We start from the raw sequence: 26312 nt of genomic DNA on the forward strand, positions 1-26312 counted from the left end.
CTATCCTTTCACAGCTCCCAAGGTCACTTGCATGAATGATTTGTTGGCAAAAATATAAACGATGAGCAGCGGCAAAATGGACAGACAGGCTCCGGCCATCATCAGTTGGACCTCAGCTGCAGCTCCGATGCCATATCGCAGATTAGCCAGCCCAACGGGCAAAGTCTGCAAGTCCGGATTGCTCATGGTGAACACAAAAGGAAGAATATATTCATTCCATGAACTCTGGAATACACCCAGACCTGCAACGGCGAGTCCGGGCCGCAGGAGTGGAAGAATAATGCGCCAGTATGTGGTGAAGAAATTACAGCCATCAATCATCGCCGCCTCATCCAGTTCGCGCGGGATGCTCTTGAAGAAACCAATGAGAATAAAGTATGTGGCAGCGTGTGCGCTGATCAGTATAATAATAACGCCCCACAACGTGGTATTCAGCCCCAGCTTGACCATGAGGTCAAATTGCGGACGCAGCACAACTGCGCCTATGGAAATAAACAGAGTAGATGCCATGAGCAGGGTGTACCCCTTTTTCCCTTTGAAATTCACTCGATCCACAGCGTAGGCTGACATCGAAGCTACCAGCAACGTGCCAACTGTTGTACTGATGCTAACAAACACGCTATTAATCGTAAAACCCGAAAAATTGGCGGTTCGCCAAGCCTGAGCATAATTGGAGAACTGCCAAATCTTCGGCCAGATCGTAGCTCCTCCGGTCAATTCCTGGTTCGTTTTGAAGGAACCGAGCAATACAAGTATGATGGGGAACAGCGACAGCAGAGCGATTGCGATCAAAAACAGCCAAAGTACTGTTCGTTTGGTCCAGCGAATGAGTTGGGGAGACCCTGAGGGCGCAAGTACTTTTTGAGTCATCATCGTTTCCTCCTGATTAATTTTATACGTGTTCAAAAAGTCTGTTTTTCAGTTTAATAGACATCATTGAGCTTTTTGGATATACGGAAATAAATGAGCGTCACAGCCCCTACGATGAGAGCCGTTGTAAAACCGACTGCACTGCCATAACCGAGCTGCTGGAGTGATTGTGTGTCAGCCGACACGGGAAACAACAGTTTGAACAAATACAGATACATCACCTCTGTTTTGCCATATGGCCCCCCTTCGGTCAGCACCATAATACTCTCGTAACCTTTCAGCGCCGTGGTAATTGCCAGCATGATGATCATCTGCAAGACAGGACCCAGCAACGGAATCGTTACATTCCGCAGTTTCTGAAACTCACTTGCTCCATCCAGCGATGCCGCCTCATAAAGCTCTTCAGGAATGCTCTGAAGACCCGCAATGAACAACAACATATAGTTGCCCACAGCCCCCCAGATGGCGATGATGATGGTTGTTAACATGGCATGTTCAGCCCCCAGCCAGCTAATGGATTCGGAGATCACATGATACTTAAGCAGCAATTGATTCAATATTCCGTTATAGGAGTTGAAAATAATAAAAAATACAATCGCCATGACCGAAGCGCTGAAAATAGTGGGAAGATAATAGATCGCCCTAAAGAGGGATCGACCTCTCCATTTACGATTCAGAATAATCGCCAGAGTTAACGACAGTGGAATCGTAACGACGAGTTTGCCCAGTGCATACACACCCGTGTTGCCTACAGAATCCCAGAATTGCCCGTCACGCAAAATGCGTCCAAAATTGTCAAGCCCAATAAAGACAGGCGTTCCGATGCCTTGATAATCATAGAACATGTAACGCAGCGCCCATAACAGAGGATAGATCCCGAATACAACAGTTAAAAAAAGACTTGGAAAGATGAACATATAGGCATGTATTTTGGATGGTTTCACCAGAATCGGACCCCCTATAGCTTTTGAATGAAGTATAGAGGGAATATGAAGGAAAGCGGGATAGGGAAATCAACTTTCTACAGGGGAGAATGTGACTGCATGACCAAACAAAAAAACCTGTATTCAACGGATTTCCGTTGAATACAGGTTCATATCATGTGGTTCGTAATCTTAAATCTCAGTAAACGTATACAGCGTAGAGACTACTCTGCTTCATCATACAGACGCAGCAGTTCTGTAAAATCAGAGATGAGCACATCTGAGCCCGCAAGCTCCTCATCACGTCCGAACCCGGCATAGGCACAGCCGATGACCGCCTGACCGTTCATTTTACCAGCTTCCACATCAGAAGAGCGATCCCCTACCATCCATGCGTCCTGAATACGATGTTTCTCAAGCAGGATCTGCACCAGATTAATTTTGGAAGGAGTCTTGTACTGGCCTGCACTGTATACCCCTTCAAAGAAAGGCATAATCTCGTGTGCAAACGCCACACCCTTCACATAGTCCTCCAGCCCATTACTTGCGACAAAAAGACGCACTCCTTGTTGTTTTAATGCTTGCAGCGTTTCTTTCACACCCGGATACAATTGAGAACTTCCTTGATCAAGCCCCTCAATCTCCAGTTGAAGCAGCAGTTCGTCTGCCCGGCGATGTGCCGCTTCCGATGCCTCAGGCATAACCACTTTCCATATATCTTCGAGCAACATGCCCAAACTTCCCAGCATCCGTTCCTCGGGTGGAGTTTCTCCTTCAAAGTGCCCTTCGGCACGCAATGTATCAAATAGTTGCTGGTATGCTGGCAACAACAGGGTCTCTGTCTGGAACAGCGTACCATCCATGTCAAAAATCATCGCTTCCGGTTTGAGCAATACCTTCTCTTTATTCATGTCCAATGTTCCTTTCGGATTGGGATATTGTATATGTAATTGGAATCGTTCCCTTCCCATGATAAACATAACGTTTGAACGTGTAAACCAACGATTGTAAAACATCATCAACCCCAACCTTATACAACATCAACCAAACATTATATTTAAGCTAAACAAACTATATACAAAAGAAGTTTCTTTACGTATAATACTAAAAAAATAGTTCTTTAGACACCTATTCTAAAGACCTACAATCATTACATTTCCGGTTTTTTCGACAACTACATATACCCCATAGAGAGGAATAACAAACATGAAAAAGCGAAAGACTTTTAAGATTTTTTATAAGATCGGATTAGGATATTTACTCGTACTGGCTGTACTGGCTGGTTGCATCCTGCTGATTCAGAACAGCACAAGTCAGCTCCAACGGGAACTGGATTTTCTGGTCGATCACGATATGAGGGTACACGCCCTCACCTATGAACTCGAAAGAAACATGGTAGATATGGAAACAGGTCAACGCGGTTACATCATCACGGGTCAGGACAATTATCTCGATCCCTACACCCAAGGAAAAGAGCAACTTATTACACTAAGGGATGAACTTGCTGCTTTAATTTCGGATAATCCGGCTCAACTTGCACTTTTGGAAGACATACATACTAATATGGAGAACTGGGTCCAGGTCGCTGGTGAACCTGTGGTCGCCCTTCGCCAAGCCAATAATACGCAGGCCATTCGAGATTTTTTCGCAGATGATCCAGGTAAAAGAGACATGGACCAGATTCGGACTGCTCTCGATACATTTCGAACCAACGAGCATACGTTAACCGATAACCGTACAGAAGCGCTGAAGCAAAAAAACACACTACTGAACTTGGAACTGTATGGGGCACTTATCGTTGTGGCCATTATCTCGTTCATCACTGCATTGGTCCTGTCACGTGCCATTGTTAGAAACATTCGTACCGTAAAACAGGCATTAAATGACATCGGTTCTTCCAATGGTGACCTGACACTGAGAATCGCTACGCCAATGAAAGACGAAACTCGTGAACTCGCGGAGGCAGCCAATACAATGCTCGCTGGTTTACAGCAAATGATGCTAGACGTTCAGAGCAATGCCATGATTCTGAGCACAGCTTCGGATCGATTGGATAAAGGGGTTGCCGATAGCCATCTTGCAGGAAAAGAAGTTGCCACTGCCATGGAACGCGTCGCTGAAGGCGCTGATGAACAGGTTGCTCTTACGCAAACCATGGTAGCTGCGATGCAGCAATCCCTAAATGGCCTTAATCGTGTCGCCTCCTCGGCAAGTGACGTGGCAGGCCGTGCAGTTCGTACCGAATCCATTGCCGTGGATGGGCAACAGCGCATTGATAATGCTGTAGGTAAAATGAGTTCCATTGAACAATCCTTCCGCTCTGTACAGGAAGCCATTAATGAAATTTCGAAGATGTCTGATCAAGTGATCAACATTGCAGATTCAATGTCGGGTATTGCGAGACAAACCAATCTGCTTGCACTTAACGCCGGAATTGAAGCTGCCCGCGCTGGGGAAAATGGACGCGGCTTCGCTGTCGTTGCCGCGGAAATTCGTAATCTTGCAGACCAAAGTGCAACATCAGCCAAAGAGATTACAAGTATATTGGAAACCGTGGTAACAGGTGTTCAAAGTACGGTGCAGGTGGTTGATGAGAGCACGCTACATGTGAATGAAGGGTTGCGGACCATTGAGGATGCAGGTAATGCTTTTTCAACCATTACTCAGCATATTCATAACCTCAGTGGTGAAGTTCTGGAGGTATCTGCTGTTGTCGAGGAGTTAACTTCCGGTAGTGAGGCTGTGATGAAGTCCATCAATGAAGTATCGGCTGTTGTGGAAGATACTGCATCAGCCACGGAAGAAGTATCTGCGATGACGGAGGAACAACTTGCTTCTCTGCAGGAAATGTCTGACACGTCCAAGCAGTTGAATGAAATGTCCGATGCACTTGATCAGCTGGTTAAACGATTCAAGCTGGCGTGACCTGAATCAACATACCGATAGAATGTCTATATGGCTCTATTTTGCGCCAAAACAAAGGAAAGAAGCATCGCAGACAGGCATACCTGGGCCACTGCGATGCTTCTTGGTGTTTAAGGAGAGCTGATATTTAAAGGTACAGTAGGCACTTCGAAATGAGAAACCTGGCACTCCTTTTCTTATCCTGATTGTTCCGTACTTCGCAACGCTTCCAGTATCAATTGTGCCTGATACCCATCGTTAAAATCATATATCTTAGCTGGTTTGCCTTGTATACGGGCAATGACATGTTTCAGAACCGGCAATTCACTGGCGGATTCAAGCACTTCTACTCGAGACAGTGGCTGTCCCACCCGACCCGTCTTCAATTCTTCCCAATTTTCCAGAGCAATCGTGCCCTTCGTACCGTACACCACCATGGATACACGTTCTTCCCCCGCAAATTGAGAGATGCCGTTTAGCTGAATTCGAGTCCCGTCTTCCAATTCCATTGCAGCCTGTACTTCGAGTTCACAGTCTCCATTCTCAGGATATTGAACCTGAGTGCTCACTACCCGGATGGCACCAAACACCTTTTGAATCATATGAATCCAGTGAATCCCTACTTCAAGAATAAATCCACCCTGTTCCCGGCTCGTAATCCAAGCATTCTGTTGCCATGATCGTGGCCACTGCGGGAATTGCAGAATCAGATCTATTTTGCGAACGGCCCCCACAGTACCCTGCTTAATCATCTCTTGCAACTTCAGCACGGAAGGTTCATGCGGCATCGAGAAATGGATGGCATGAACAACGCCCGCCTGCTCCGCTGCATCCAGCATCTCTTTGGCTTCTTCTACACTATTGGCAAGCGGTTTCTCGCAGAACACATGAATTTTGCGCTCCAGCGCTTCCATGACAACCGGATAATGAAATTTCGGCGGAACTGCAATATACAACAGATCAATCTGATGTTCATTCATCAATTGCTTGTAATCCGTATACGTCCTAACTCCCCGATGAGAAGCTGCAAAAGACGCCAAACCGTCCTCATTCGCATCACACACCGCTACAATCTCAATCTTTGTATCCATCTTTGTATTCTCGATTAGATGAACCATATGTAGTCCCATTTTACCCAGCCCAATCAGAGCCATCTTGATGATTGTCATTCCATCCCCTCCCAATTCCTTTCCAGTATAGCAGAAAGCAAAGAAATGCGAATGCGATGATGCGTTGATACGAAAAAAGATAAATCTCAAGCTTTCAAGTCGCTATTTGTGGCTGAAATTCATCATTTACAGTCATCATTTTACATTATTTGTAACTTTGTTGCGATTGGGTAATTCGTTGCAGGGATATATAACCAATTATTTTTACTTTATCCAGCAACACTTAAAGCGTTACCAACTTAAGAATCAGGAATTTAGACTCACAAAAACAGGTTGACAAAAAACCACAAAAAAAGATACTCTTCCTAATAACAATGAATATTTCCTCTTACAACCTTAGACAGTAACTTGCATTCAACAAATGGAATATGCGTATGGTTCTAATAACCTATTTCATGAAGCGAGGTGTCCCGCATGAGAACAGTTGCGGACTATTTGGCAGAAACTCTGCGTAATCTAGGCGTTACTCATGTCTTTGGTATTATTGGTAAATCCATCTGTCCTGCTGTACTGAAAATGGTGGATTACGGATTAGAGTTCATTCCAGGCCGTCATGAATCCAGCTCAGGTTTTGCCGCATCCGGTTATGCATTACAGACGGGTAAACTCGGCGTTGCCTTTGCCACATCCGGTCCAGGCGGAACCAATCTGCTTACTGCAGCAGCCCATGCAAAGGCCAACAATCTGCCGGTACTGTTTATTACGGGCCATCAATCCATTCAGGAACTGGGGCTACCCCAGTGCCAGGATTCCTCTTCCTATCTGGCTGATCTGGCTGAGATGTTCAGGCCTGCTACGCTATTCAGCAAACTGGTTGAGCGTGGAGATCACTTCGGCACACTTTTGAATCACGCCCTTTCCATTGCACTCGGCCCCAATAAAGGCCCTGTTCACCTCTGTATTCCTTTTGACGTACAGACCGAGTTGTTATCCCAATGCCGGATTGTCATTCCCGAACCGGAACCTCTGCTTAGCGTATCTAATCTGAATCGCATTCTTCCTCTCATTGAGCAATCCAACCGTCCCTTAATTATTGCTGGTAAAGGTGTAAGTCGCGCCAGAGCCCATGATGAATTGCTTCATTTGGCCGAATCGTTCAACATTCCCGTCATTACTACTCCTGGTGGAAAAGGAGCGATTGCGTGGGACCATCCCCTATACCATGGACCTTGTGGTGTTGGAGGTTTCCCGCATGCAGACGACATCCTGAACCAAAGTGACCTTTATATCGTACTCGGTTCACGTCTAAGTGATATGACCCTCTGCAATCTGAAGCCTGAACATCATCCGGTACACCTCATCCAATTTGACGCTGATCCTACGTTTGTAGGCAAGATTCTGAGCGCTCAAACCTTACATATCACCGGTGATTTGAAGGACAACCTGCAATATTTGCTGGGCACATTAGAAGACCTCCCTACTCCTGAGAGAACCACGACACCCATGGATTACACTGTCCCATTACCAGATCTGCCCCGCCTGTCTCTGGCTTCTGTGCTGGACGGGATGAGCGAACTTCTTCCTTACGATCATAAGCTGTTTGTTGATGATGGCAGCCATGGATTTCATGCGGTCCAGCGATATAAAGTCAAAAAACCAGGCAGCTTTGTGTTTGACGCGTACTTTGCCTGCATGGGTAACGCCATTGGTATGGCGATAGGTGCAAAGGCCGCTTCACCTGAAGAGACCGTTGTATGTATCACCGGGGATGGATGTTTCATGATGCTGGGGACGGAGATCAATACCGCGGTATGCAACAATCTGAATGTCATCTTCATTGTCGTTAATAACAAACAACTGGACATGGCACTCAAAGGAATGGAAAAAACAACAGGCAGAATTGATGGCACATTATATGAAGTTCCTATGGATGCAGCCAAATTCGCCGAATCTCTCGGTGCGGTTGCGTTTCGAGCAGAAACCCTTGCTGAATTCTCATCTGCGCTGAACACAGCCCAGACGTTAAATCAGGTAACTGTTATTGAGCTTCTGACCGATCGAGATGAAATCCCACCCACGGCTCACCGCACCGTAACTTTAAATTAGGAGGAGTAGATCATGAGTGAACATGTAGCTCAGGGACTAGACCGTTTCGCAAAACTTTCTGGTGAGTACGGCGCAAGAGCCCTTGCACCCATCAAAGAACATTTTCCCGAATTGTCGGAATTTATTATGGGGACGGCATACGGGGATATTTTTCAGCGCACCACGATTACGGATCAATGGAAGGAAGTTGCTATCATCTCTTCGTTGATCACCCAAGGACAGTATGAACAATTAGGGGTACATTACACGATGGCTCTGAGCGTGGGAGTGACGGTGGATCAGCTCAAGGGAATATTGCTACATCTGGCACCCTGTGTGGGTGCTCCACGCATCATTAGTGCATTCAATATTTTGCTTGCTACCTTGGAAGAAATACAGTAATTCACTTTTCTACATTTTTATACATGATTCGACTTTTTTATTGATCTTTTTACATTCCTACCTTTATAATATGGTTAAATTATCCTTCGAACCAGCTCTCATCTTAGAAGCTTTCAACAGAGGTCCTATGGGGCTGTGTATCCATTAGCAGGATAGCCTTAACTCATTTAAAGGAGAGAGATCAAACATGGGAAATTTCATTCTTAAGACTGACGTTCCGAACAAGGTGTTAAACATTGAACTGGAGGGTTCTTTCTCTCAAGAAGACGGTTTGCGTTCCATCTCGGCATATCAGGATACGATCGCTCCTCTTAACACCAAGGAGTATGACCTGAACATCGATTGCAAAAAGTTGAATGTTACTGCTCCGGAGATTGTTCCTCTTCTGGAAGGCTGCCTTCAAATGTTCAAAAAAGATGAATATAAAAAAGTCGTGTTGACCCTCGAGAACAACGCGATTCTAAAAATGCAATTGTCCCGACTTGGTCGGTCTGTTGGCCTGGACAATCTCGAAATCATATCTACCGTTACCACTTAATAAACCAGGCGGACAAGCTGTGAATTCACCCTTCCGCTCAAGAGGAGAATGAAGATGGCCGGAATTCGTATTGTAGATATCGATATCTATCATCCAGCAACCAAGGTGCACAATGATTTTTATATTGAACATTTTGACGCAAGAGGTGTAGATATTCGTGGATTGTTAAAGGCACTTGGTCGTGATACACGTTATAAAATTGACAACGATGACGAAAATTCACTAAGCATGGCCTTTGAGGCAGCCAGTAACCTACTGGAAAAAACCGGACTTACCGGTGCAGATATTGATCTGATTGCTTATGCAAGCCAAACGCCGGAATACATCTTTCCTACGAATTCCTTGATGATTCATCGCCTGATTAACGGAGCTTCTCACACGATCTGTATTGACAGTAACGCCAACTGTGCAGGCATGACCGCTGCTTTCGAACAGGTTAACCGGCAGATGCTGGGCAATCCTCGAATTCGCCGGGCATTAATCATCGGCTCGGATTACGTAGCTCCTCACGCCAGTCCCGATGATCCCGTATACTTCGCCAATTTCGGTGATGCAGCAGCGGCGGTTATTGTAGAGCGGGATGAACATGCTGTCGGTTTCATTGATTCCATCTATCAGACGGATACCTGTGTGTATGGTAATTCTCTTTTTCCTGCAGAAGGCTTGGCGAAATTGGGCAAAACAGGTGTGGATGCAGGTGCCTTTCATGTGAAATTCATCCCATTTGATGATTCGATCTGTGTGGACGCCGCTTCGGAGTCCATTCGTACCTTGCTGACACGCAACGAGATTGGACCAGACGAGATCAGAGCCGCCTGCTTCTCTCAGCTATCCATTAGTAACATTCGGGCTGTATCCGAGAACATCGGCATTGGTGACGATATTGCAGTCTATATCGGAGATGAGTTCGGATATACCTCAACCAGCAGTCCGTTCATCGCATTACATCGAGCGATTACAACTGGTCAGATTCAGCGTGGTGACAAAGTGTTGTTCTGGACCGTTGGAGCTGGATGGCAAAATGTTGCCATGGTGGTTGAATATTAGGCCATAATTCACCAAAATAATAACCAGGACGATCCCTTTTATTTTAAATTCAAAAAGGATCGTCTTTTTATTTGAAAGCAACCCTCAATACACCACGTACACTGCTTCGGGCTTTATTAACTCATAGCAATTAACTCAAAGCAAAAAGCAGCCCTATCGGACTGCCAGACTTCTGCTTTTATACCAAACGTTCAGAAAATCTTCTTTGTCTCCCGATCGTCTTTCAGGATCTCTACAGCCTCCCGGAAGCGTAAGGAATGAACGATCTCGCGTTCCCTTAGAAACTTCAGACTATCCTGCAGATCCACGTCATCGGTCAGGTCGATCAACCATTGATATGTAGCCCGAGCTTTCTCTTCTGCTGCAATGTCCTCGTACAGATCCGCAATTGGATCACCCTTTGCAGCAATGTAGGCAGCTGTAAAGGGTACACCGGAGGAATTGGTATAAAACAAGGCAGAATCGCGTTGAGCATAGTTCGGCCCAAGTCCCGCTTCTTCCAGTTGATCCACTGATGCGTCCTTGGTCAACTTGTAGATCATGGTGGCAATCATCTCCAGATGAGAAAATTCCTCTGTAGCAATATCCGTCAGCAGACCGATAATCTTGTCTGGAATTGTATAACGCTGATTCAGATATCGAAGGGCAGCGGCCAACTCCCCATCTGCACCGCCATATTGTTCCATCAGCAATTTCGCCATACGAGGATCACATTTACTAACCCTTACGGGATATTGCAGTTTTTTCTCATACACCCACATGTAAGACGCCTCCCTCTACGTTATCAAAATACAGCTCTTCTTCTAACCCTCGGGCTTCCTGTCCCTAAAGTCCTGCAAGGAAGCCTGAGGCTGATGTGTCACACTTGCCATGGCCAGGGCGTCTGAGACCATTCCCACGGATACTTGGAGAAGGCATGACCAAAGTTCATCAGGGGTCCATACAATTGTTGAAACTCCTGCGCCACCCGCGTACGTTCTTGCGTGAATTTGTTATATTGCTCTATGCTTTGATAATCCCCAGGATGGGTGTCCAGGTACAGATTCAACTCCACTAATACAAAATCCAGAGCCTGAAGCTCCTCCAGCAGCTCATAGTATTGGGTATCGCACGCTTTTGCTCCTTCAGGTTCCATCCACATCCACCTTCCTTCCCTTCGATCTTGCTGGTGTATAAGGGCTGTATAATGCAGGCCATAACGTCCCCACTCTTAATGCTTCTGCCGGACTGTACTGTGGCCAGCCCATAGGCTGAAATGGAATAAATAATTGCGGAGGTACCAGATACGTCCGAATCTCTACTGGCGGACAAGGATCAAACGGCCCCACAAAAGGGGCGTAAGCACGAAGTTGCGGATCTTTCACAGAACAACGCCTCCTATAATACATCATTGGTGCAACTGAATATTACTGAGGTCCTTCCAGTTTCCCGTCTATATAACCATATGACGCTGTCCCCAAAGTTAATCCGAAATTCGTTTCAACTATGTGCAGAATTTCTCCAAATTCTTCTTTAAAATAAAAAAAGACCTTCGGTTCGTTCCCCTTTCAGGTAACTTCCAAAGGTCTTATATCCTGGCAGATTTTCATAATCTGCGTCATTTCATACTTTTGCTCGTCTTATCTTGCTCCTGCAACGAGTTCTATTCTGCTGGATTTTCTTCCGAATTCATGTCTTGAGGAACAGATTGCTTGTACACTCGAACCCGAGTAATTCGCAAACGAGTGGACTCTTCCACTTCAAAGACGTATCCATTCAGCTCCCGAGTTTTGCCCTTGGCTGGAGTACCTCCAAGCTCTTTAAACAACCATCCGCCAATGGTATCCACTTCTTCATCCTCAATGATGGCTCCGGTCCACTTATGAACTTCTTCAATAAGCGAACGACCATCAATGGAAAAGGAATCTCCACTGCGTTCCATATGCGGACGCTCATCCTCAAACTCGTCATACAAGTCTCCAACGATCTCTTCCAGAATTTCTTCCGCAGTCAGCAATCCAGCTGTGCCGCCATATTCATCCACAACCAGCGTCATCTGAGAATGTTTCTTCTGCATGAGACGCAGCACATGGCTGATTTCCATGGATTCAGGAACGTTTAAGATTGGACGAACAAGTGAAGCCAGATCATGTTGTTGCTCCGGTTTAGCCAGCAACAGATCGGTGATGTGTATAAATCCAATGATCTCATCCTTGTCTTCTACTGCTACGGGATACCGGGAATGTTTGGTTGCATTAATGATCTCCAGGTTCTCTTCCAAAGACATATGCGTGTACAGACAATCCATGTCTGTACGTGGCAACATCACTTCACGTGCCAGCATATCAGAGAAATCAAAGATGTTGTCCATCAGTTTGATCTCATCTTTATCGATGACACCACTTTTGGCACTCTGCTTCATCAAAATTCGAAGTTCATCTTCCGAGTGAGCTTCTCCTTCACTGGCAGGTTCGATACCCGCCAGACGCAGCAATGCATTAGCCGATACATTCAGTACCCAGATGAACGGGAAGAAGATTTTGTAGAACAACAGCAAGGGCGCAGATAAAAACAATGCCACTCCGTCTGTTTTTTGAATTGCCAACGATTTAGGCGCAAGCTCACCCAGCACAATATGCAGAAACGTAATGATACAGAAACCGATTATGACCGACACGGTCGAAATAAGCCCTGTATCTCCTACACCGAGCTTAAACATGAGAGGCTCAACGAGCAATTCAGAGATGGCTGGTTCTCCCAGCCACCCGAGTCCAAGCGATGTCAATGTAATCCCGAACTGAGTTGCCGATAGATAGGAATCCAGTTTACTATTCACCTTCAGTGCATAACCAGCCAAACGGTTTCCTTCACTCTGCAATTGAGTTAAGCGCGTTTGCCTTACTTTAACAAGGGAAAATTCCGCTGCGACAAATACGCCATTCAAAAATACGAGCAAAAAGACACAGACCAGATTAAATACCAGCTGTCCAAGATGAAATTCGGTATGAATATCCAAGTTGAAACTCCCCTTTTCTATCTATTTCAGGAATACACCTGGAATATCAACGTGTGATTGCCTTTCTCGATTTGAAATCCACACCCTTGTAATACATATCTGCCACTAGCAGGTTTGGTCCGCAACAGGATGCAATATCGCAATGGCAATTGACCGTTTGATTCAACGGATGTTCAGCTGACCATTCATGGAACACATCATCCAGTTTACGATCACGAATGTTGCCAAATGCCGGGATGTCTGCAAAATCCGTCACATACACATTACCCGTGAACATGTTGACATTAACGCGGTTGCGTCCGTCCGGATCGTTACGTACCGTCACATTGGGTTCGCTGTATAAACGGTTGATCAGTTCCCGATCCTGCTCTGCTGCACTGCACGCGAAGAATGGCAGGGTACCGAAGAGCATCCACATATCCTTGTCACGCACATCAAGCAAACGATGAATGGCTGCTCTCATATGGTCCAGTGATAACACAGGCAACGACGAAGCAAAGTTCGAATTATACATCGGATGCACTTCATGACGGACACAGCCCATCTCACGAATTAATTGGTGAATACCATCCAGCTTGTCGTGCGTACGGAAGTTAATCATCGATTCCGCAGAGATAAACATGCCTGCCTCACTCAGTTTGCGTGAATTTTCAATCATTTTCTCATACATCTTTACCGCTACTTCACGTTTCACAGGTCTGCCACTATTCGCAAATCCAACTTGATGGAAATCGTCAGCATTCAGATAGTTGAATGAGATATGCATAACATCCAGATAAGGTAAAAGTTGCTCATACCGGCTGATATCCAGCGTTAAATTCGAATTGATCTGGGAACGAATTCCACGTTCCTTGGCATATTTGAGCAGCGGGATAATCATCTCATCCACTGTTTTCTGGCTAAAGCTTGGCTCGCCACCCGTCAGACTAATCGTCTGCAGATGCTCCACTTCATCCAATCGTTTCAGCATCAGAGGGAGCGGAAGAGCCGGCGCCTCACGCATCGTAAGCATATCTCCCACGGCACAATGCTCACACCTCATATTGCATAGATGTGTCACGGTCATTTCTACACTGGTCAGCACATGGCGTCCATATGTACGCAGAGAGCCGATCGGATCCCACGGATCATTCGTTGGCGATAAAGGCATCGGTTGTACCGATCCTGAGTTTAGCATGGTCATTGTTCTTCACCTTATTCCTTTTATTAACCTAAAAAGTTTTATTTACATCATACCTTGTGTTTCTCTTTTTGGAGTTATCTTTTATCATAGCACAATTTTGAATGCTCCGGCATACGCAGACCCTGTCCATTACATGACAAAAAACGCTCAGGCAACTCTGGACCGAATTACGAAACGGCCCGGATATTACGACATGAGCGCTAATCAACTTTCAATTAGTTCAGCTTTCCACCTGTTCACTTTGAGCCGCTGAAAGTGTATCCTCCACACCCTCTACACCTGTGATCATCACAGACAGAGCTGTCAGCAGGTTAATTTCATAAGGCGAAGATAAAGTCTGACCGTCCGCATCTTTTAGAACACGGATAAGCGGACGTTGAGGAACACGTGAATGAATTGATGCAACTACCCCAACCTCTCCCGTACTGAGCTTGACTGAAATACCTACTGGGTATATCGCGACACAATCCCTGAACTTCTCCAACATCCGTTGTTCATAGAGGGTTCCTGAACCTGTATACAACACCTCTACTGCCTGATGCGGCAGCAAAGCTTGCTTGTACACCCGATTCGTTGTCATGGCATCATACGAATCAGCAAGCGCAATCCATTTGGCATATTCATGAATTTCCTTGTCTTTCAAACCAAAGGGATATCCACTGCCATCAATTCGTTCATGGTGCTGCAATGCACAATGCGCAGATAGAAGCGGTATACCTGGTTCATCTTTGAGAATACGGTGTCCATATGTAGTGTGCTGCTGAATGATTTTGAATTCCTCGTCACTCAATCTGGAGGGTTTATGCAAAATTTCTGGTGCAATCTGTGTTTTGCCGATATCATGCAACAAAGCGCCCAGACCAATCTCCATTAATTGCTGGCGTGTGTAACCCGAAGCGACACCAAGAACCAGCGTGTACACACATACATTCAGAGAATGGTTATACAGGTCAAAATCGCTGGAGTTCATATCCATCAGCATAATCATGGCTTCCTTCTGACTGCCGATGTCTTCCAGAATGGCATTCATCACACCACTAAGCGCTTTACCGAAATGAGGAATCTGATTTTTGGTTTTCAGTCCTGACATACTCTGAAATTGCTGTTTGATCTCTACCAGTGCCTTCCTCCTGGTCTCTTCCTGCAACATTTCAGGAACGATGATGTCCTCTGTCGCAGCATCTTTAATATACACATAACCGACTCCGAGATCCTTAAGGCGTCCAATCAATCGACTGGTTAGCTCTACATCCTCACTAAGTAATACAAGGCCTTCTTCACTATAAATACGTTTCCCCAGCTTCATGCCAGGCTGCAATAAGTTTATATGTACTAAACGCACAGCCTATCCTCTCCCGCTCCGTAGATGTAATTACCACTAGCCGCCGCTTCAGCAGAAGGCAAGTACTTTAAATTTAGCTTTGATGCCAGCGGGCTCGCAGGCTGTCGTCCAGAGCCCCTGGTCGTTTTATTTCCGTTTCCAGCAAATCGCGTATGAATTCCGGAAGATGATAGAGCGTACGGGTTCCATGAGCCAGAGGAGGATACCCCACATTGAACGTAAACATGTCCAGTGTTCCAACGATATACTCACATTGTTCGTCCATAGGCTCCCCATTGATGGATATGGTCTCGATCTTCTCATAGGCTGGCGCATGTGGATTGTATTGAACTTCCATTCCGTCCATACATAATGTGCCTAGAATATGACCACGAAAACCAAATCCCACAATGGGCTTACCTGAAAACTCGTCCAACAAGGACTGCTCAAGTGCTTCACGAATATGACTTCCACTCAAGCATATTGTACAAGCATTTATAGGAGATGGACATAGGGAATGCAACATTCCTTTTGTAATATTACCTTGTGGAAGATCTCCCAGAAGCTGACCTGCATTCACCAGAGACAGCTGTGCCCCCGTGAAATGACGAACAGCTTGTGCAAGCAAGGTTGCAAACGGGGATTCCCGGTCATACGCGATGGGCAGCACCCGATCCGTTATCACTGCCGTCTGATTGAGTGTCCTTTCGGCTTCCGTACGATTCGTAGCGATTGCCAGCGCGACCTGATCATCTAGTAATATACTCTTGGCAGCCATACAACCGCTACTTACCAGTTGGAGAGGTTTTCCCACACTTGTTCGTTCCAGAACCACTTTCCCAAGCCATTGGCCAAATTTCCCAGCTGCACCCAGCACGGTCTGACCAATGACTAATGGTTCTTCGAGAACATGATGGGTATGTCCACCGAGAATAACATCAATTCCAGTAATCTGCTCCGCCAGTCTCCGATCTGTCGAAAGTCCCAGATGTGAAAGAACAACCACCACATCCACTTCATCACGTAATGCTTCCACTTGAGTTCTTAGTGACTCCACAGGGTCCAGAACATCCCACCCAAGCAGTTCGTAAAACGTGGTAAAAGGGGCAGTTGCCCCCAGCAGACCAACGCGAAATGGACCTTTCTCCACAATCAGAGAAGGTTTCATCCACACTGGTGGAAGTCCAGTATCTTGCTCCACAACATTGCCGCATACCACAGGACACAGAAGTCCAGCGTAGGACTGCGAGAGCTGATCTGGCGTAAAGGTTAGTCCTTCGTTGTTACCGATTGTAATGGCATCGTAGCCCGTCAGGTTAATAACATCAACATTAGCCGTACCCAGTGTTCCTTCTGTTTCAACGGCCATCCGGTCCATATGATCGCCGATATCCAATACAAGGAAGTTGCCACCTTGGTCACGTTCCTCATTGATCATAGCGGCGATGGTGCTCATGGAGCCGAAGTGGCTATGGATGTCATTGGTGTGTAGAATCGTTAACGTTTGCTTCTCCCTGGTGCTCATCACACCGCCTCCCCTGCTCTTCAATAAACGTTCATTCTTCTAATGGATAAGCATAACATTTTCCGCGTCGTTATGATATATTTAAAGGGTTTAGAGATCAAAAAGAGGTGAGTCATATCTATGAAATTGACAATTCAACTATTTGCAGGCATTGCAGAACGTTTAAATACATCCCTCCTGGAGTTTGAGTACATTGGAGACCTTCCAACCGCTGCCAATTTAAAAGAAAAACTGAGTCTGGCCTACCCAGAGGCAGCTTCTCAGATAAGGACATCCTTTTTGGCAGTTAACCAGCAGTACGCTCCTGCCGATACTATACTTAGCTCAGAAGATGAACTTGCGTTGATCCCTCCCGTCTCTGGAGGCGATGGTACGGATATATCCGATGAGAAGCATCGCTCTACCGTTCCAGAGCATCGGACTGAAGATGGCTTATTTCTGATTACAGAGTCCACCTTGTCCGTGGAAGCAACAACGGCGCTAGTGATTACCCCGAATCACGGGGCAGCTCTTACTTTTGTAGGTACGACTCGTGAAATGACTGGTGAACAACGCACCGTTCATCTTGAATACGAGGCCTATGTGCCGATGGCTCTTTCTCAGATGGCAGCCATTGGTGTGGAAATCTCCGATCGCTGGCCTGGTGTGTTATGTGCAATCAGTCACCGAATTGGCAAAGTGGATGTGGCAGAGATTAGTGTAGTCATTGCCGTTTCCTCGCCTCATCGCAACGACTGTTATGATGCAAGCCGTTACGCCATAGAGAGACTCAAACAGACCGTTCCGATCTGGAAAAAGGAAATTTGGGAAGATGGATCTGAATGGAAGGGACATCAATTAGGACCATGGAACCCCATGGAGAACTAAATAATGAGCCTTTACACCTTTTAGACAGAGTGGGTTAATAGTAAATAAGTCGTTGTCAACCCATTTTTTTCTTGTTATTATAATTATATGTGTCGATATTAGTCGAGAAAAGGTGGTTTATACGTGAGAGTGCATGTTACTGATCTTAAACCGGGTGACCTGTTAAAAAATGATGTATACAACAGTTCGGGTCTCCACATGCTGATGAAAGGTTCCACCCTCAGTGAAGATGACCTATCCAAACTGTTGCAACATGGAATCGAGTACGCAGATGTAGAACACACAACATCCGACCTACACTCTGATGCACAAACCTTACCTTCCGATCAAACCCGTCTGTTAACTAACTTGTTTAACGATACGATCAAAGGTACTGAATCTCTATTTCAACAAGCGATGGAGAAGGGTTTTATTGATGAGACACAGGTCGATGAGATTTTGTTCACCCTAACAGAACAGTTGGAAAAACAAAAAGATGTTGTCTCCTTGTTACTTATGCTGGACGGGGATAGCGATTATACGTACAACCATTCATTGCAAGTCGGAATGCTCGCTTTTTATATCGCCGGCTGGATGGGTTACAACCCCGAAGAATGTCTAACGGTAGCCAAAGCAGGATATCTTCATGATATTGGCAAGTCCAAGATTCCTTCTGAAATGTTACATAAACCTGGTAAATTGACCACGGAAGAATTTGACGAAATGAAGAAACACACATTCTATGGGTACGATATCATTAAAGAATCCACTCAGGATGAAATTCTGGCAACGGTTGCACTTCAGCATCATGAGCGCGAGGATGGAAGTGGTTATCCTCATGGACTGCGAGGAGACGAGATCCACCCATATGCCCGTATAACTGCTGTAGCAGACGTTTACAGCGCCATGACGACGAATCGGGTGTACCAGACCAAACAGGAACTGATCTCTGTTCTATGTGAACTGTACAGCCTCAGCTTTGGTCAGTTAAATGCTGAAGCAACGCAGGAACTGATCAAGCACATGCTGCCTAATTTTATCGGTAAAAGGGTTCTGCTCACCACGGGTCAGACGGGACTCATTGTCATGAATAATCCTGCGGATTATTTCCGACCACTCGTTCAGACCTCTACGGCCTTTATCGATTTAGCGAAAGAAAGAGATATTGCTATCGTTGAGATCTATGTACAGTAACTGTTCATTGTACACAGCATGTATACGAAGAACTCCATAGTAACTGAAATAGCCAACTCATAGGTCGGCATATGACAAAAGGGAAGCCGTAATCGGCTTCCCTTTTGTCTATTCCGATTCGATCATGTTGGAATTACACGCAGAATGCTTTTGTGATGATAACCAACAGAATGAACAGTACCAAGATTGCACCAGTGTTTGTGAACATATTGTATCCGCCAACGCCGCCTACTCCGCCTACGTTGCCACCACAGCCATATCCTACTTCGCTCATGTGATTGCCTCCTCTTCATCAGGTATACCCTAACATATGACGTTTCCGTTGGAATGAACCGGGCGAACAGGCAACATTCGATAAATGGTTGTCTGTCTGCATCTACCTGAGTGGATCAGCCTTTTGCTACTCCCTGTTCTTTGCAGAGATCTATATGTCGGAATCCGAATGAACCTGAATGCCTTTTTCCTTGCGGTGCATAATAACAAGTAATCTCCAAAATTCATAACTGCCTTTGTCGTTCATAATAAACGGTCGATAATAATCAAACGCTTGCTGCGCCCATGCGGGACAATCCATATTGGAAAGTTGCTCCTGTTGCTGAATCCATCCCCCTTGAATCTCCAGCGTTTTCTGCATGGCTTCAAACATTTTCTTCTGCTCAGTGGTCATCGGCGGAGCCTCCTGTTCCTGGGATGCAGTTCCGTATTCGGCCTGTAGATACGCACCCGGTTCCGTCACACCATCTTCGCTGGCTGTATACCCGTAAGATGGTGCACTTGTTTTACGAATCTCATAATGTACGTGCGGGCCAGTACTCTGACCGGTGCTTCCCTGATTACCGATAAGCTGCCCTCGCTTCACACGCTGCCCAACGGTTACGGCAATCCGCGAAAGGTGAGCATAACAATGCAAGTAGCCACGATGATCTTGAAGGGCAACTGTAAGCCCGTAACCGCCGAATCCGGAGCCTGTAACTCCTTCGGAAGCAAAACGTACCCTACCTTCCATAAAGGCATAGACGGGGCCATTCCAGGGCTCTGTCACGAGATCAATTCCGCGGTGAAATGTCTGTCCACCATGAATAGGATGAATTCGATAGCCGAATGAACTTGTAATCCGATAGCCCTCGAAAGGGTTTACGCTCATACACTCACATCCTTTTCTATCATTAAATGCTTAAATCTACGAAATGGCTTGTGCTATTGGTCTTATTTTATTCCACAAAAATACCGCTCAGAATAGCATTGGGAAAACCTTGTGGTCTTTCCAACGTATATTCCAAGCGGCGCGCTATGTTACTATGATTACTCTATCAGTTACATATACTATGTTTTTAGTTCAACCACTACACACTCCTAATTCAGAGGTCTGTATATGACCCCTAACTGATCGAGTTCCTGTCCTGCTCTTCCATAAAATCCGGCTATATACCACCCTGCTGGTGCCTCAAGTTTAATTTGATCCGATGTCTTTTGTCCCCCTTCAATCTTATTTCCAAGATTGGTGGACAACTCCACGTAAAAGATTCGTTTATCTCCATTACGTGTCCCCTGGCCAATTGTTGCCTGAGTTAAGTACTCTCCGTCTGCCAAGGTAAGTGTGGCATTGTTGGATTGACCACCATGTGCCAGGTTCGTTCCATCCCTGTACAACGTTGAAATGCCGTCTACACGGTTGCCCGAGTTAAGCACCACTGAGCTAGGTCTGGACTCCGGAATATGATTTAGATCATTAAACCCAGTTCCTCCAGACCCTCCGATTGTTGAACTTAGTTGGTACTGAGAAGATGTGCTGTACACAAATTCCGCTGTAATCGGATAATGATCGGAGAGTTGCTGCCCACTCGGGTCAACAAATGTTTGATTTTCTAATCGATAGCTCTGTGCATTCAGGGACAATGCTTTACTTCCTCGATACAAAATTTTGTCCACTATCTCATAGTTTGGTCCATTTAAATTGGTTGCATCCATAAGGGCGTCTCCATCAGCGGGAATACTCCCACCTCGAATCAAATCGATCCACGGATCTCTTAAACCATTCTCAGACATGAGCAACTCTATATTGTCAGCCGCACGGGTGTACCGTGTATTGGTATCCCCAAATACGATAACCGCGTTCCCGTCCGAGTGCTCCTTGATGTAATTGGAGAGTTGTCTGATATTATCTCGTCTGGCCTCAAGCGATTTATCATCGCTACCTGCGTCCGCATGCAAGTTGTACACGTCCACTTTCACCTGAGGTGTGATCTCATATGTAGCTGCTGTAAATCCTTTTGGAGTCAATTCATCACTTCCATTGTCAAAAAGACCGGATCGCTTATCCCAGGTTACACGCTTCAAGTCACGGAATGGATATTTGGACAGACTGTTCAACCCACTACCAAAACCCGCAATTCCGCTTGTTGTCGTCAAATACGGCAGAGTGACTTGGGATATCAGCTCATTATGATAATTAAAATCCTCTTGCACATTAATGATGTCATAGTCATTTAATTTTGGGGATATCTGAACGGTGTACTCCTTGGGGTTGGAACTGGATACCAGATCCGGAAGACCACCTACATTGTAACTAAGTACGTTGAATGAACCGGATACCGTACTACCTTCTGCTGCACTGGCCGAGGATAAAAATAAAGGAGAGCTCGTAAAGACAACAACAGCAGACAATACCAAGGCTGCTCCCTTTTTAACTATACTTCTTGGCATCATATACCTCCTCATATTAGAATCTATTCAAATATATGTAACATTCGTTAATGGAAGAATAACGCTGGTCTATTCATTTGTAAATATACAAATTGAACTAAAGAATATTTTCACTTGCCACTCCGATTACAGAACAACCTTCTGAACGCTGTTATCCCCAGATTTTTTGAATAAAAATACCCCCTAGAGAGACTTTTCAAAAGTCTGCTCTAGAGGGTATTCGATCACATGAAACTATATCTACTGCTTAACATCAGCAGCTAAGTTTAGCTTTACGGCTTCGAAAGGCGCTGCATTGGATTAACCAATGGAGCCCTCCATTTCGAATTTGATCAATCTATTCATCTCAACGGCGTATTCCATTGGCAATTCCTTCGTGAATGGCTCAATGAAGCCCATGATAATCATCTGTGTTGCTTCTGCATCAGTCAGACCGCGGCTCATCAGGTAGAAGAGCTGATCCTCAGACACTTTGGATACTGTAGCTTCATGCTCCAGCATGATGTTATCATTCATGATTTCATTGTAAGGAATTGTATCCGATGTGGACTCATTATCGAGAATGAGTGTATCACACTTGATGTTGGATTTCGCGCCCTCAGCTTGACGTCCAAAGGAAGCCAAACCACGGTACGTTACTTTACCACCATGTTTACTGATGGACTTGGATACAATCGTAGATGTTGTATCCGGAGCCAAGTGAATCATTTTCGCACCTGCATCCTGATGCTGGTTTTTACCAGCTACAGCGATGGAGAGTACGGAACCTTTAGCTCCACGGCCTTTCAGTACAACCGCTGGATATTTCATTGTCAGTTTGGAACCGATGTTACCATCGACCCATTCCATTGTTGCATTTTCTTCTGCAACCGCACGTTTCGTAACGAGGTTGTAGATGTTTGGTGCCCAGTTTTGAATCGTTGTGTAACGAACACGGGCATTTTTCTTACAAATGATCTCAACGACCGCACTATGCAGTGAGTTCGTGCTGTAGATTGGAGCTGTACAGCCCTCTACATAGTGAACGAAGCTATCTTCGTCGGCAATGATGAGTGTACGCTCGAATTGTCCCATATTCTCGGAGTTAATCCGGAAGTAGGCTTGCAGAGGCACTTCACATTTAACGCCCTTAGGCACGTAGATAAAGCTTCCTCCGGACCATACCGCACTATTCAATGCAGCAAATTTGTTATCTGCTGGCGGAATAACTGTTGCAAAATATTCACGCAGGATTTCCGGATGCTCTCTGAGAGCCGTATCCGTATCCATGAAGATTACACCTTGGTCTTCCAATTCCTTTTGCATGTTGTGGTATACAACCTCGGACTCATACTGAGCCGATACACCTGCAAGGAACTTTTGCTCTGCTTCAGGGATCCCCAATTTATCAAAGGTTTCCTTGATTTCAGAAGGAACCTCTTCCCATGTTTTACCTTGTTTTTCAGAAGCACGCACATAATACTGAATATCGTTGAAATCCAATCCGTCGAGATCTCCGCCCCATTTCGGCATTGGCATCTTCTCGAATTGTTTCAAGGATTTCAGACGGAATTCCAACATCCATTCCGGTTCATTCTTAATCTTGGAAATCTCGGTAACCACTTCTGCAGTCAGACCTTTACCGGTTTGAAAGATGGATTTGTGCTCGTCGCGAAAACCATATTTGTACTCTTCCATTTCTGGTGCTTTTTTAGCCATCTTGCTCTACCTCCCTATCGTTATTGTACTTTGTTCTCTTCGTCAATCCCTTTGCGTAATGCATTCCAGGCCAGAGTGGCACATTTGATGCGTGCAGGGAACTTGTTCACACCGGATAGGGCTTCGAGATCTTCATAATCGTCGAAATCGACTTCTTCACCTTTCATCAGTGAGGAAAAACGGTTAGCGATATCGAGTGCCTGTTCCATCGTTTTGCCTTTGACAGCCTCCGTCATCATCGATGCAGAGGACATGCTGATGGAGCAGCCTTCACCCGTATATTTGGCTTCCTGAACGATTCCGTCTTTCAGCAAAATTTGCAGTGAAATCCGGTCGCCGCACGTTGGATTGTTCAAATTCACCGTGACAGCGTCATTATCAAATGTTCCGCGGTTACGCGGGTTTTTGTAGTGGTCCATTATAACACGTCTGTACAGATCATCAAGTTGCATCGCCAAAATACTCCTTTGTCTGGATTAAGGCGCTGACAAGCCGATCTACATCTTGTTCGTTATTGTATAGATAGAAGCTGGCACGAGCTGTTGAGCTAACTTCAAGCCAGCGCATTAGCGGCTGACAGCAATGGTGTCCGGCACGAATGGCTACGCCACTCGCATCCAGCACTGTTGCCACATCATGCGGATGAACATCCCCCAGATTAAAGGTAACAACACCCACATGCCGCTTGGCTGGGCCATAGATGGTTAGCCCATCGATCTCGGCCAGTCGTTCTGTTGCATAAGCTGCCAGCACACTCTCATGATGTGCGATCTCATCCATACCAATCTGCTCCAGAAAATCAATGGCAGCTCCCAACCCTACCGCACCTGCGATAATCGGGGTTCCACCTTCGAACTTCCAGGGAAGCTCTTTCCAGTTGGATTCGTACAGACCCACATCATCAATCATTTCACCGCCAAACTCAATGGGTTCCATGGACTCCAGCAGCGCCTTTTTGCCGTAGAGTGCACCGATTCCGGTTGGTCCGCACATTTTATGACCGGATAATGCATAGAAATCACAGTCTAGATCCTGCACGTCCACCTTCATGTGAGGTGTGCTTTGTGCGCCATCAACAACGATGACAGCACCATTGCGGTGTGCAATTTCAGCAATTTGTTTCACAGGATGGATCAGACCCATAACATTGGATACATAAGCGATGGCTACAATTTTAGTATTGTTCGTAATCGTCTTCTCGACATCAGCCAATTCAATATGACCGTCAGGCTGAAGCGGGATGTATTTCAATGTTGCACCTGTCTCCTTGGCAACCTGCTGCCAAGGAATCAGATTACTATGGTGCTCCATTTGCGTGATAACAATTTCATCGCCTTCTTTGCAATTGGCGCGGGCATATGATGAAGCCACCAGATTCAGGGCTGTCGTTGTCCCGCGAGTAAAGATAATCTCCTGTGTACTACGAGCATTGATAAACTTGGCTACCTTCTCACGTGCGCCTTCGTAAGCGTCGGTTGCACGGCTTCCAAGGGTATGAACACCGCGATGTACGTTGGAGTTCTCATACTCATAATAATGTTTGACTGCTTCGATCACAGCACGAGGCTTCTGTGAAGTCGCAGCACTATCTAAATATACGAGCGGGTGTCCGTTAATTTCCTGGTGGAGGATCGGGAACTGCTCGCGAATGGACGGGTTCATTGTCCCAGCTTCTTCTCAATCAGGGACTGCAATTGGGTGCGCAGTGCTTCCAAAGGAATATCCGCCACCACCGGAGCCAGGAAGCCATAGATGATCAGGCGTTCGGCATCCGTACGGTTAATTCCGCGCGACATCAAGTAATGAATCTGCTCGGCATTGACTTGACCAACAGAAGCCGCGTGACCTGCTGTTACATCATCCTCATCAATCAGAAGGATTGGGTTGGCGTCTCCACGTGCTTTAGGACTCAACATCAACACTTTCTCTGTCTGCTGTCCATCGGCTTTGGTAGCGCCTTTCTCAATCTTCGTGATCCCGTTGATGATTGCAGAAGCTTCTTCACGCATAACTGCACGTGTAATCATCTGACTTGGTGTATTCTTGCCGAAGTGACGAGCTTCTGTGGTGTAGTTGATTTTCTGTGAACCGGAACCTACAGCGATGACTTTGGAATCAGAACTTGATCCATTGCCTTTCAGCACGGTCATCGTGTTGCTCGCTGTATCGCCGTTATTCATTTCGCCTACAATCCACTCGATCGAAGCATCATTCTCCAACACTGCACGACGGAATGAAACATCAGTTACATTCACACTCAGTTGATGAACCGATGCGAAACGTACTTTAGCACCGGATTTTGCGAATACTTCCACAACACCATTATGGAAAACAGGTGCGGACAATTCGCCAGATACATAGTTATCAACATAAGTTACTGAACTGTTTGCTTCTGCAACCACAAGCACGTGAGGTGCAAACGTTGCAGATGCGTCATCCGTAAGTAACACTGCTTGCAGTGGTACTTCGATTTCGACATTTTTCGGAACATACAGGAAGACCCCGCCATTCCAAAGTGCCGCATGCAATGCAGCGAGGGAATGCTCATCCGCTTTCACCGCTGTGTTCAGATATGGTTTTACCAGATCGCCATGTTCGCGAACCGCTGTAGCCAGATCCGTGAAGATAACTCCTTTTGCCGCCAGATCAGCAGACACCTTGGAGTATACCGTACCGGAATTGCGCTGGATAACCAGACTGCCTTCAGCTTGATCCTGAACCAGATCTTTGATAGAAGCAGGTACTTCTGTCAAAGAAGAAATAGCTTCACTTGTTTTATATGTTCCGTACTCGCTGACATTCCAGCGTTCGATTTTTTGTTTTTCCAGTTTAGGAAGCGCAAGCCCGCTCGCAAGCTTTAAAGCTTCGAGCCGCTGTTCGGTCAACCAGCCGGGTTCATTGTTGCTTTCCGACAAGGCGCGAAGCGCTTCAGATTCAACCGGAAGAATTGTTTGTGTAGTCATTGATTA

Annotated in this window: 25 protein-coding genes; 7 read left to right on the forward strand and 18 right to left on the reverse strand. The window is 45.8% G+C overall.

Annotation, left to right across the window (positions count from 1 at the left end):
- The 3 genes from BLS69_RS14345 to BLS69_RS14355 form a co-directional block, all read right to left on the reverse strand.
- Positions 1–870 (reverse strand): carbohydrate ABC transporter permease, encoded by an 870-nt coding sequence (locus BLS69_RS14345; RefSeq protein ID WP_091032578.1) that lies wholly within the window; start codon positions 868–870, stop codon positions 1–3.
- Between the two features lie 53 nt (positions 871–923).
- Positions 924–1814, reverse strand: coding sequence for a carbohydrate ABC transporter permease (locus tag BLS69_RS14350; protein ID WP_091014599.1), 891 nt, complete (start codon positions 1812–1814; stop codon positions 924–926).
- A 203-nt stretch (positions 1815–2017) separates the two neighbouring features.
- Positions 2018–2704, reverse strand: a complete 687-nt coding sequence (locus BLS69_RS14355; RefSeq protein WP_047844222.1) for an HAD family hydrolase — start codon at positions 2702–2704, stop codon at positions 2018–2020.
- 295 nt (positions 2705–2999) lie between these two features.
- Here BLS69_RS14355 and BLS69_RS14360 point away from each other — a divergent pair, with 295 nt between their 5' ends.
- On the forward strand, positions 3000–4718 hold the full coding sequence (locus tag BLS69_RS14360) for a methyl-accepting chemotaxis protein (RefSeq protein ID WP_091032580.1): 1719 nt from the start codon (positions 3000–3002) through the stop codon (positions 4716–4718).
- 176 nt (positions 4719–4894) lie between these two features.
- Here the strand turns inward: BLS69_RS14360 and BLS69_RS14365 are convergent, their stop codons facing one another.
- Positions 4895–5866: a Gfo/Idh/MocA family protein gene (locus BLS69_RS14365; protein ID WP_091032583.1), complete on the reverse strand. Its 972-nt coding sequence runs from the start codon at positions 5864–5866 to the stop codon at positions 4895–4897.
- A 414-nt stretch (positions 5867–6280) separates the two neighbouring features.
- Between BLS69_RS14365 and BLS69_RS14370 the strand changes: the two genes are divergently transcribed.
- The 4 genes from BLS69_RS14370 (at position 6281) to BLS69_RS14385 (ending at position 9878) form a co-directional block, all read left to right on the forward strand.
- The gene (locus BLS69_RS14370) at positions 6281–7912 is read left to right on the forward strand and encodes a thiamine pyrophosphate-binding protein (protein WP_091032586.1); all 1632 of its coding nucleotides are present in this window, start codon (positions 6281–6283) and stop codon (positions 7910–7912) included.
- A 12-nt stretch (positions 7913–7924) separates the two neighbouring features.
- Complete coding sequence (locus BLS69_RS14375) at positions 7925–8293, forward strand: carboxymuconolactone decarboxylase family protein (RefSeq protein ID WP_091032589.1); 369 nt, start codon at positions 7925–7927, stop codon at positions 8291–8293.
- A gap of 187 nt (positions 8294–8480) precedes the next feature.
- Complete coding sequence (locus BLS69_RS14380; RefSeq protein ID WP_091032592.1) at positions 8481–8831, forward strand: hypothetical protein; 351 nt, start codon at positions 8481–8483, stop codon at positions 8829–8831.
- A 54-nt stretch (positions 8832–8885) separates the two neighbouring features.
- On the forward strand, positions 8886–9878 hold the full coding sequence (locus BLS69_RS14385; protein WP_091032595.1) for a 3-oxoacyl-[acyl-carrier-protein] synthase III C-terminal domain-containing protein: 993 nt from the start codon (positions 8886–8888) through the stop codon (positions 9876–9878).
- 191 nt (positions 9879–10069) lie between these two features.
- Here the strand turns inward: BLS69_RS14385 and BLS69_RS14390 are convergent, their stop codons facing one another.
- The 7 genes from BLS69_RS14390 to BLS69_RS14420 all read right to left on the reverse strand — a co-directional run bounded on the left by BLS69_RS14390 (position 10070) and on the right by BLS69_RS14420 (position 16902).
- Positions 10070–10639 carry a manganese catalase family protein gene (locus BLS69_RS14390; protein ID WP_036669914.1) on the reverse strand — a complete coding sequence of 190 codons (570 nt, stop codon included), beginning with the start codon at positions 10637–10639 and terminating at the stop codon, positions 10070–10072.
- A 98-nt stretch (positions 10640–10737) separates the two neighbouring features.
- Positions 10738–11013, reverse strand: a complete 276-nt coding sequence (locus BLS69_RS14395) for a spore coat protein CotJB (protein ID WP_036669913.1) — start codon at positions 11011–11013, stop codon at positions 10738–10740.
- Positions 11003–11242 (reverse strand): spore coat associated protein CotJA, encoded by a 240-nt coding sequence (locus BLS69_RS14400; RefSeq protein ID WP_017689526.1) that lies wholly within the window; start codon positions 11240–11242, stop codon positions 11003–11005. Before BLS69_RS14400 ends, BLS69_RS14395 begins: the two co-directional genes overlap by 11 nt.
- 278 nt (positions 11243–11520) lie before the next feature.
- Positions 11521–12873 carry a hemolysin family protein gene (locus BLS69_RS14405; protein ID WP_091032598.1) on the reverse strand — a complete coding sequence of 451 codons (1353 nt, stop codon included), beginning with the start codon at positions 12871–12873 and terminating at the stop codon, positions 11521–11523.
- Positions 12874–12919: 46 nt separating this feature from the next.
- On the reverse strand, positions 12920–14056 hold the full coding sequence (gene yfkAB / locus BLS69_RS14410) for a radical SAM/CxCxxxxC motif protein YfkAB (protein WP_091032604.1): 1137 nt from the start codon (positions 14054–14056) through the stop codon (positions 12920–12922).
- 220 nt (positions 14057–14276) lie between these two features.
- Positions 14277–15398 carry an HD-GYP domain-containing protein gene (locus tag BLS69_RS14415; protein ID WP_091032607.1) on the reverse strand — a complete coding sequence of 374 codons (1122 nt, stop codon included), beginning with the start codon at positions 15396–15398 and terminating at the stop codon, positions 14277–14279.
- A 73-nt stretch (positions 15399–15471) separates the two neighbouring features.
- Positions 15472–16902, reverse strand: a complete 1431-nt coding sequence (locus BLS69_RS14420; RefSeq protein ID WP_091032610.1) for a bifunctional metallophosphatase/5'-nucleotidase — start codon at positions 16900–16902, stop codon at positions 15472–15474.
- Positions 16903–17022: 120 nt separating this feature from the next.
- Between BLS69_RS14420 and BLS69_RS14425 the strand changes: the two genes are divergently transcribed.
- The gene (locus BLS69_RS14425) at positions 17023–17769 is read left to right on the forward strand and encodes a molybdenum cofactor biosynthesis protein (protein WP_091032613.1); all 747 of its coding nucleotides are present in this window, start codon (positions 17023–17025) and stop codon (positions 17767–17769) included.
- A 123-nt stretch (positions 17770–17892) separates the two neighbouring features.
- Positions 17893–18942 carry an HD-GYP domain-containing protein gene (locus tag BLS69_RS14430; RefSeq protein WP_091032616.1) on the forward strand — a complete coding sequence of 350 codons (1050 nt, stop codon included), beginning with the start codon at positions 17893–17895 and terminating at the stop codon, positions 18940–18942.
- A 133-nt stretch (positions 18943–19075) separates the two neighbouring features.
- On the opposite strand, the gene BLS69_RS32140 is transcribed toward BLS69_RS14430, so the two are convergent.
- From BLS69_RS32140 to sufD, 7 genes are all read right to left on the reverse strand, one after another.
- Positions 19076–19216, reverse strand: coding sequence for a hypothetical protein (locus tag BLS69_RS32140; protein WP_017689533.1), 141 nt, complete (start codon positions 19214–19216; stop codon positions 19076–19078).
- A gap of 150 nt (positions 19217–19366) precedes the next feature.
- Positions 19367–20086 carry a M23 family metallopeptidase gene (locus BLS69_RS14435; protein WP_091032619.1) on the reverse strand — a complete coding sequence of 240 codons (720 nt, stop codon included), beginning with the start codon at positions 20084–20086 and terminating at the stop codon, positions 19367–19369.
- Positions 20087–20295: 209 nt separating this feature from the next.
- Entirely contained in the window at positions 20296–21645 is a 1350-nt protein-coding gene (locus BLS69_RS14440) for a jacalin-like lectin (RefSeq protein WP_176872711.1), read from the reverse strand.
- Between the two features lie 300 nt (positions 21646–21945).
- Positions 21946–23343 (reverse strand): Fe-S cluster assembly protein SufB, encoded by a 1398-nt coding sequence (gene sufB / locus BLS69_RS14445; protein WP_091032622.1) that lies wholly within the window; start codon positions 23341–23343, stop codon positions 21946–21948.
- A 20-nt stretch (positions 23344–23363) separates the two neighbouring features.
- On the reverse strand, positions 23364–23795 hold the full coding sequence (gene sufU / locus BLS69_RS14450; RefSeq protein WP_017689537.1) for a Fe-S cluster assembly sulfur transfer protein SufU: 432 nt from the start codon (positions 23793–23795) through the stop codon (positions 23364–23366).
- Positions 23785–25005, reverse strand: coding sequence for a cysteine desulfurase (locus tag BLS69_RS14455; protein ID WP_091032625.1), 1221 nt, complete (start codon positions 25003–25005; stop codon positions 23785–23787). The genes sufU and BLS69_RS14455 overlap by 11 nt, the downstream gene beginning before the upstream one ends.
- On the reverse strand, positions 25002–26306 hold the full coding sequence (gene sufD, locus BLS69_RS14460; protein ID WP_091032628.1) for a Fe-S cluster assembly protein SufD: 1305 nt from the start codon (positions 26304–26306) through the stop codon (positions 25002–25004). The genes BLS69_RS14455 and sufD overlap by 4 nt, the downstream gene beginning before the upstream one ends.
- Between the last annotated feature and the right edge of the window lie 6 nt (positions 26307–26312).

This window comes from Paenibacillus sp. CF095 (assembly GCF_900101225.1).
Lineage (GTDB): Bacteria > Bacillota > Bacilli > Paenibacillales > Paenibacillaceae > Paenibacillus.

Excerpts from the sequence above, each read along its gene's own strand:
- BLS69_RS14425 (WP_091032613.1), top strand. The coding sequence starts at position 17,023 with ATGAAATTGACAATTCAACTATTTGCAGGCATTGCAGAACGTTTAAAT.
- BLS69_RS14395 (WP_036669913.1), bottom strand. The coding sequence starts at position 11,013 with ATGGAACCTGAAGGAGCAAAAGCGTGCGATACCCAATACTATGAGCTG.
- BLS69_RS32140 (WP_017689533.1), bottom strand. The coding sequence starts at position 19,216 with ATGAGCGAAGTAGGATATGGCTGTGGTGGCAACGTAGGCGGAGTAGGC.
- BLS69_RS14355 (WP_047844222.1), bottom strand. The coding sequence starts at position 2,704 with ATGAATAAAGAGAAGGTATTGCTCAAACCGGAAGCGATGATTTTTGAC.
- BLS69_RS14385 (WP_091032595.1), top strand. The coding sequence starts at position 8,886 with ATGGCCGGAATTCGTATTGTAGATATCGATATCTATCATCCAGCAACC.
- sufD (WP_091032628.1), bottom strand. The coding sequence starts at position 26,306 with ATGACTACACAAACAATTCTTCCGGTTGAATCTGAAGCGCTTCGCGCC.
- BLS69_RS14345 (WP_091032578.1), bottom strand. The coding sequence starts at position 870 with ATGACTCAAAAAGTACTTGCGCCCTCAGGGTCTCCCCAACTCATTCGC.
- BLS69_RS14420 (WP_091032610.1), bottom strand. The coding sequence starts at position 16,902 with ATGAGCACCAGGGAGAAGCAAACGTTAACGATTCTACACACCAATGAC.
- BLS69_RS14360 (WP_091032580.1), top strand. The coding sequence starts at position 3,000 with ATGAAAAAGCGAAAGACTTTTAAGATTTTTTATAAGATCGGATTAGGA.
- BLS69_RS14380 (WP_091032592.1), top strand. The coding sequence starts at position 8,481 with ATGGGAAATTTCATTCTTAAGACTGACGTTCCGAACAAGGTGTTAAAC.
- BLS69_RS14440 (WP_176872711.1), bottom strand. The coding sequence starts at position 21,645 with ATGCCAAGAAGTATAGTTAAAAAGGGAGCAGCCTTGGTATTGTCTGCT.
- BLS69_RS14455 (WP_091032625.1), bottom strand. The coding sequence starts at position 25,005 with ATGAACCCGTCCATTCGCGAGCAGTTCCCGATCCTCCACCAGGAAATT.
- BLS69_RS14370 (WP_091032586.1), top strand. The coding sequence starts at position 6,281 with ATGAGAACAGTTGCGGACTATTTGGCAGAAACTCTGCGTAATCTAGGC.
- BLS69_RS14375 (WP_091032589.1), top strand. The coding sequence starts at position 7,925 with ATGAGTGAACATGTAGCTCAGGGACTAGACCGTTTCGCAAAACTTTCT.
- BLS69_RS14390 (WP_036669914.1), bottom strand. The coding sequence starts at position 10,639 with ATGTGGGTGTATGAGAAAAAACTGCAATATCCCGTAAGGGTTAGTAAA.
- yfkAB (WP_091032604.1), bottom strand. The coding sequence starts at position 14,056 with ATGACCATGCTAAACTCAGGATCGGTACAACCGATGCCTTTATCGCCA.
- sufU (WP_017689537.1), bottom strand. The coding sequence starts at position 23,795 with ATGCAACTTGATGATCTGTACAGACGTGTTATAATGGACCACTACAAA.
- sufB (WP_091032622.1), bottom strand. The coding sequence starts at position 23,343 with ATGGCTAAAAAAGCACCAGAAATGGAAGAGTACAAATATGGTTTTCGC.
- BLS69_RS14435 (WP_091032619.1), bottom strand. The coding sequence starts at position 20,086 with ATGAGCGTAAACCCTTTCGAGGGCTATCGGATTACAAGTTCATTCGGC.
- BLS69_RS14365 (WP_091032583.1), bottom strand. The coding sequence starts at position 5,866 with ATGACAATCATCAAGATGGCTCTGATTGGGCTGGGTAAAATGGGACTA.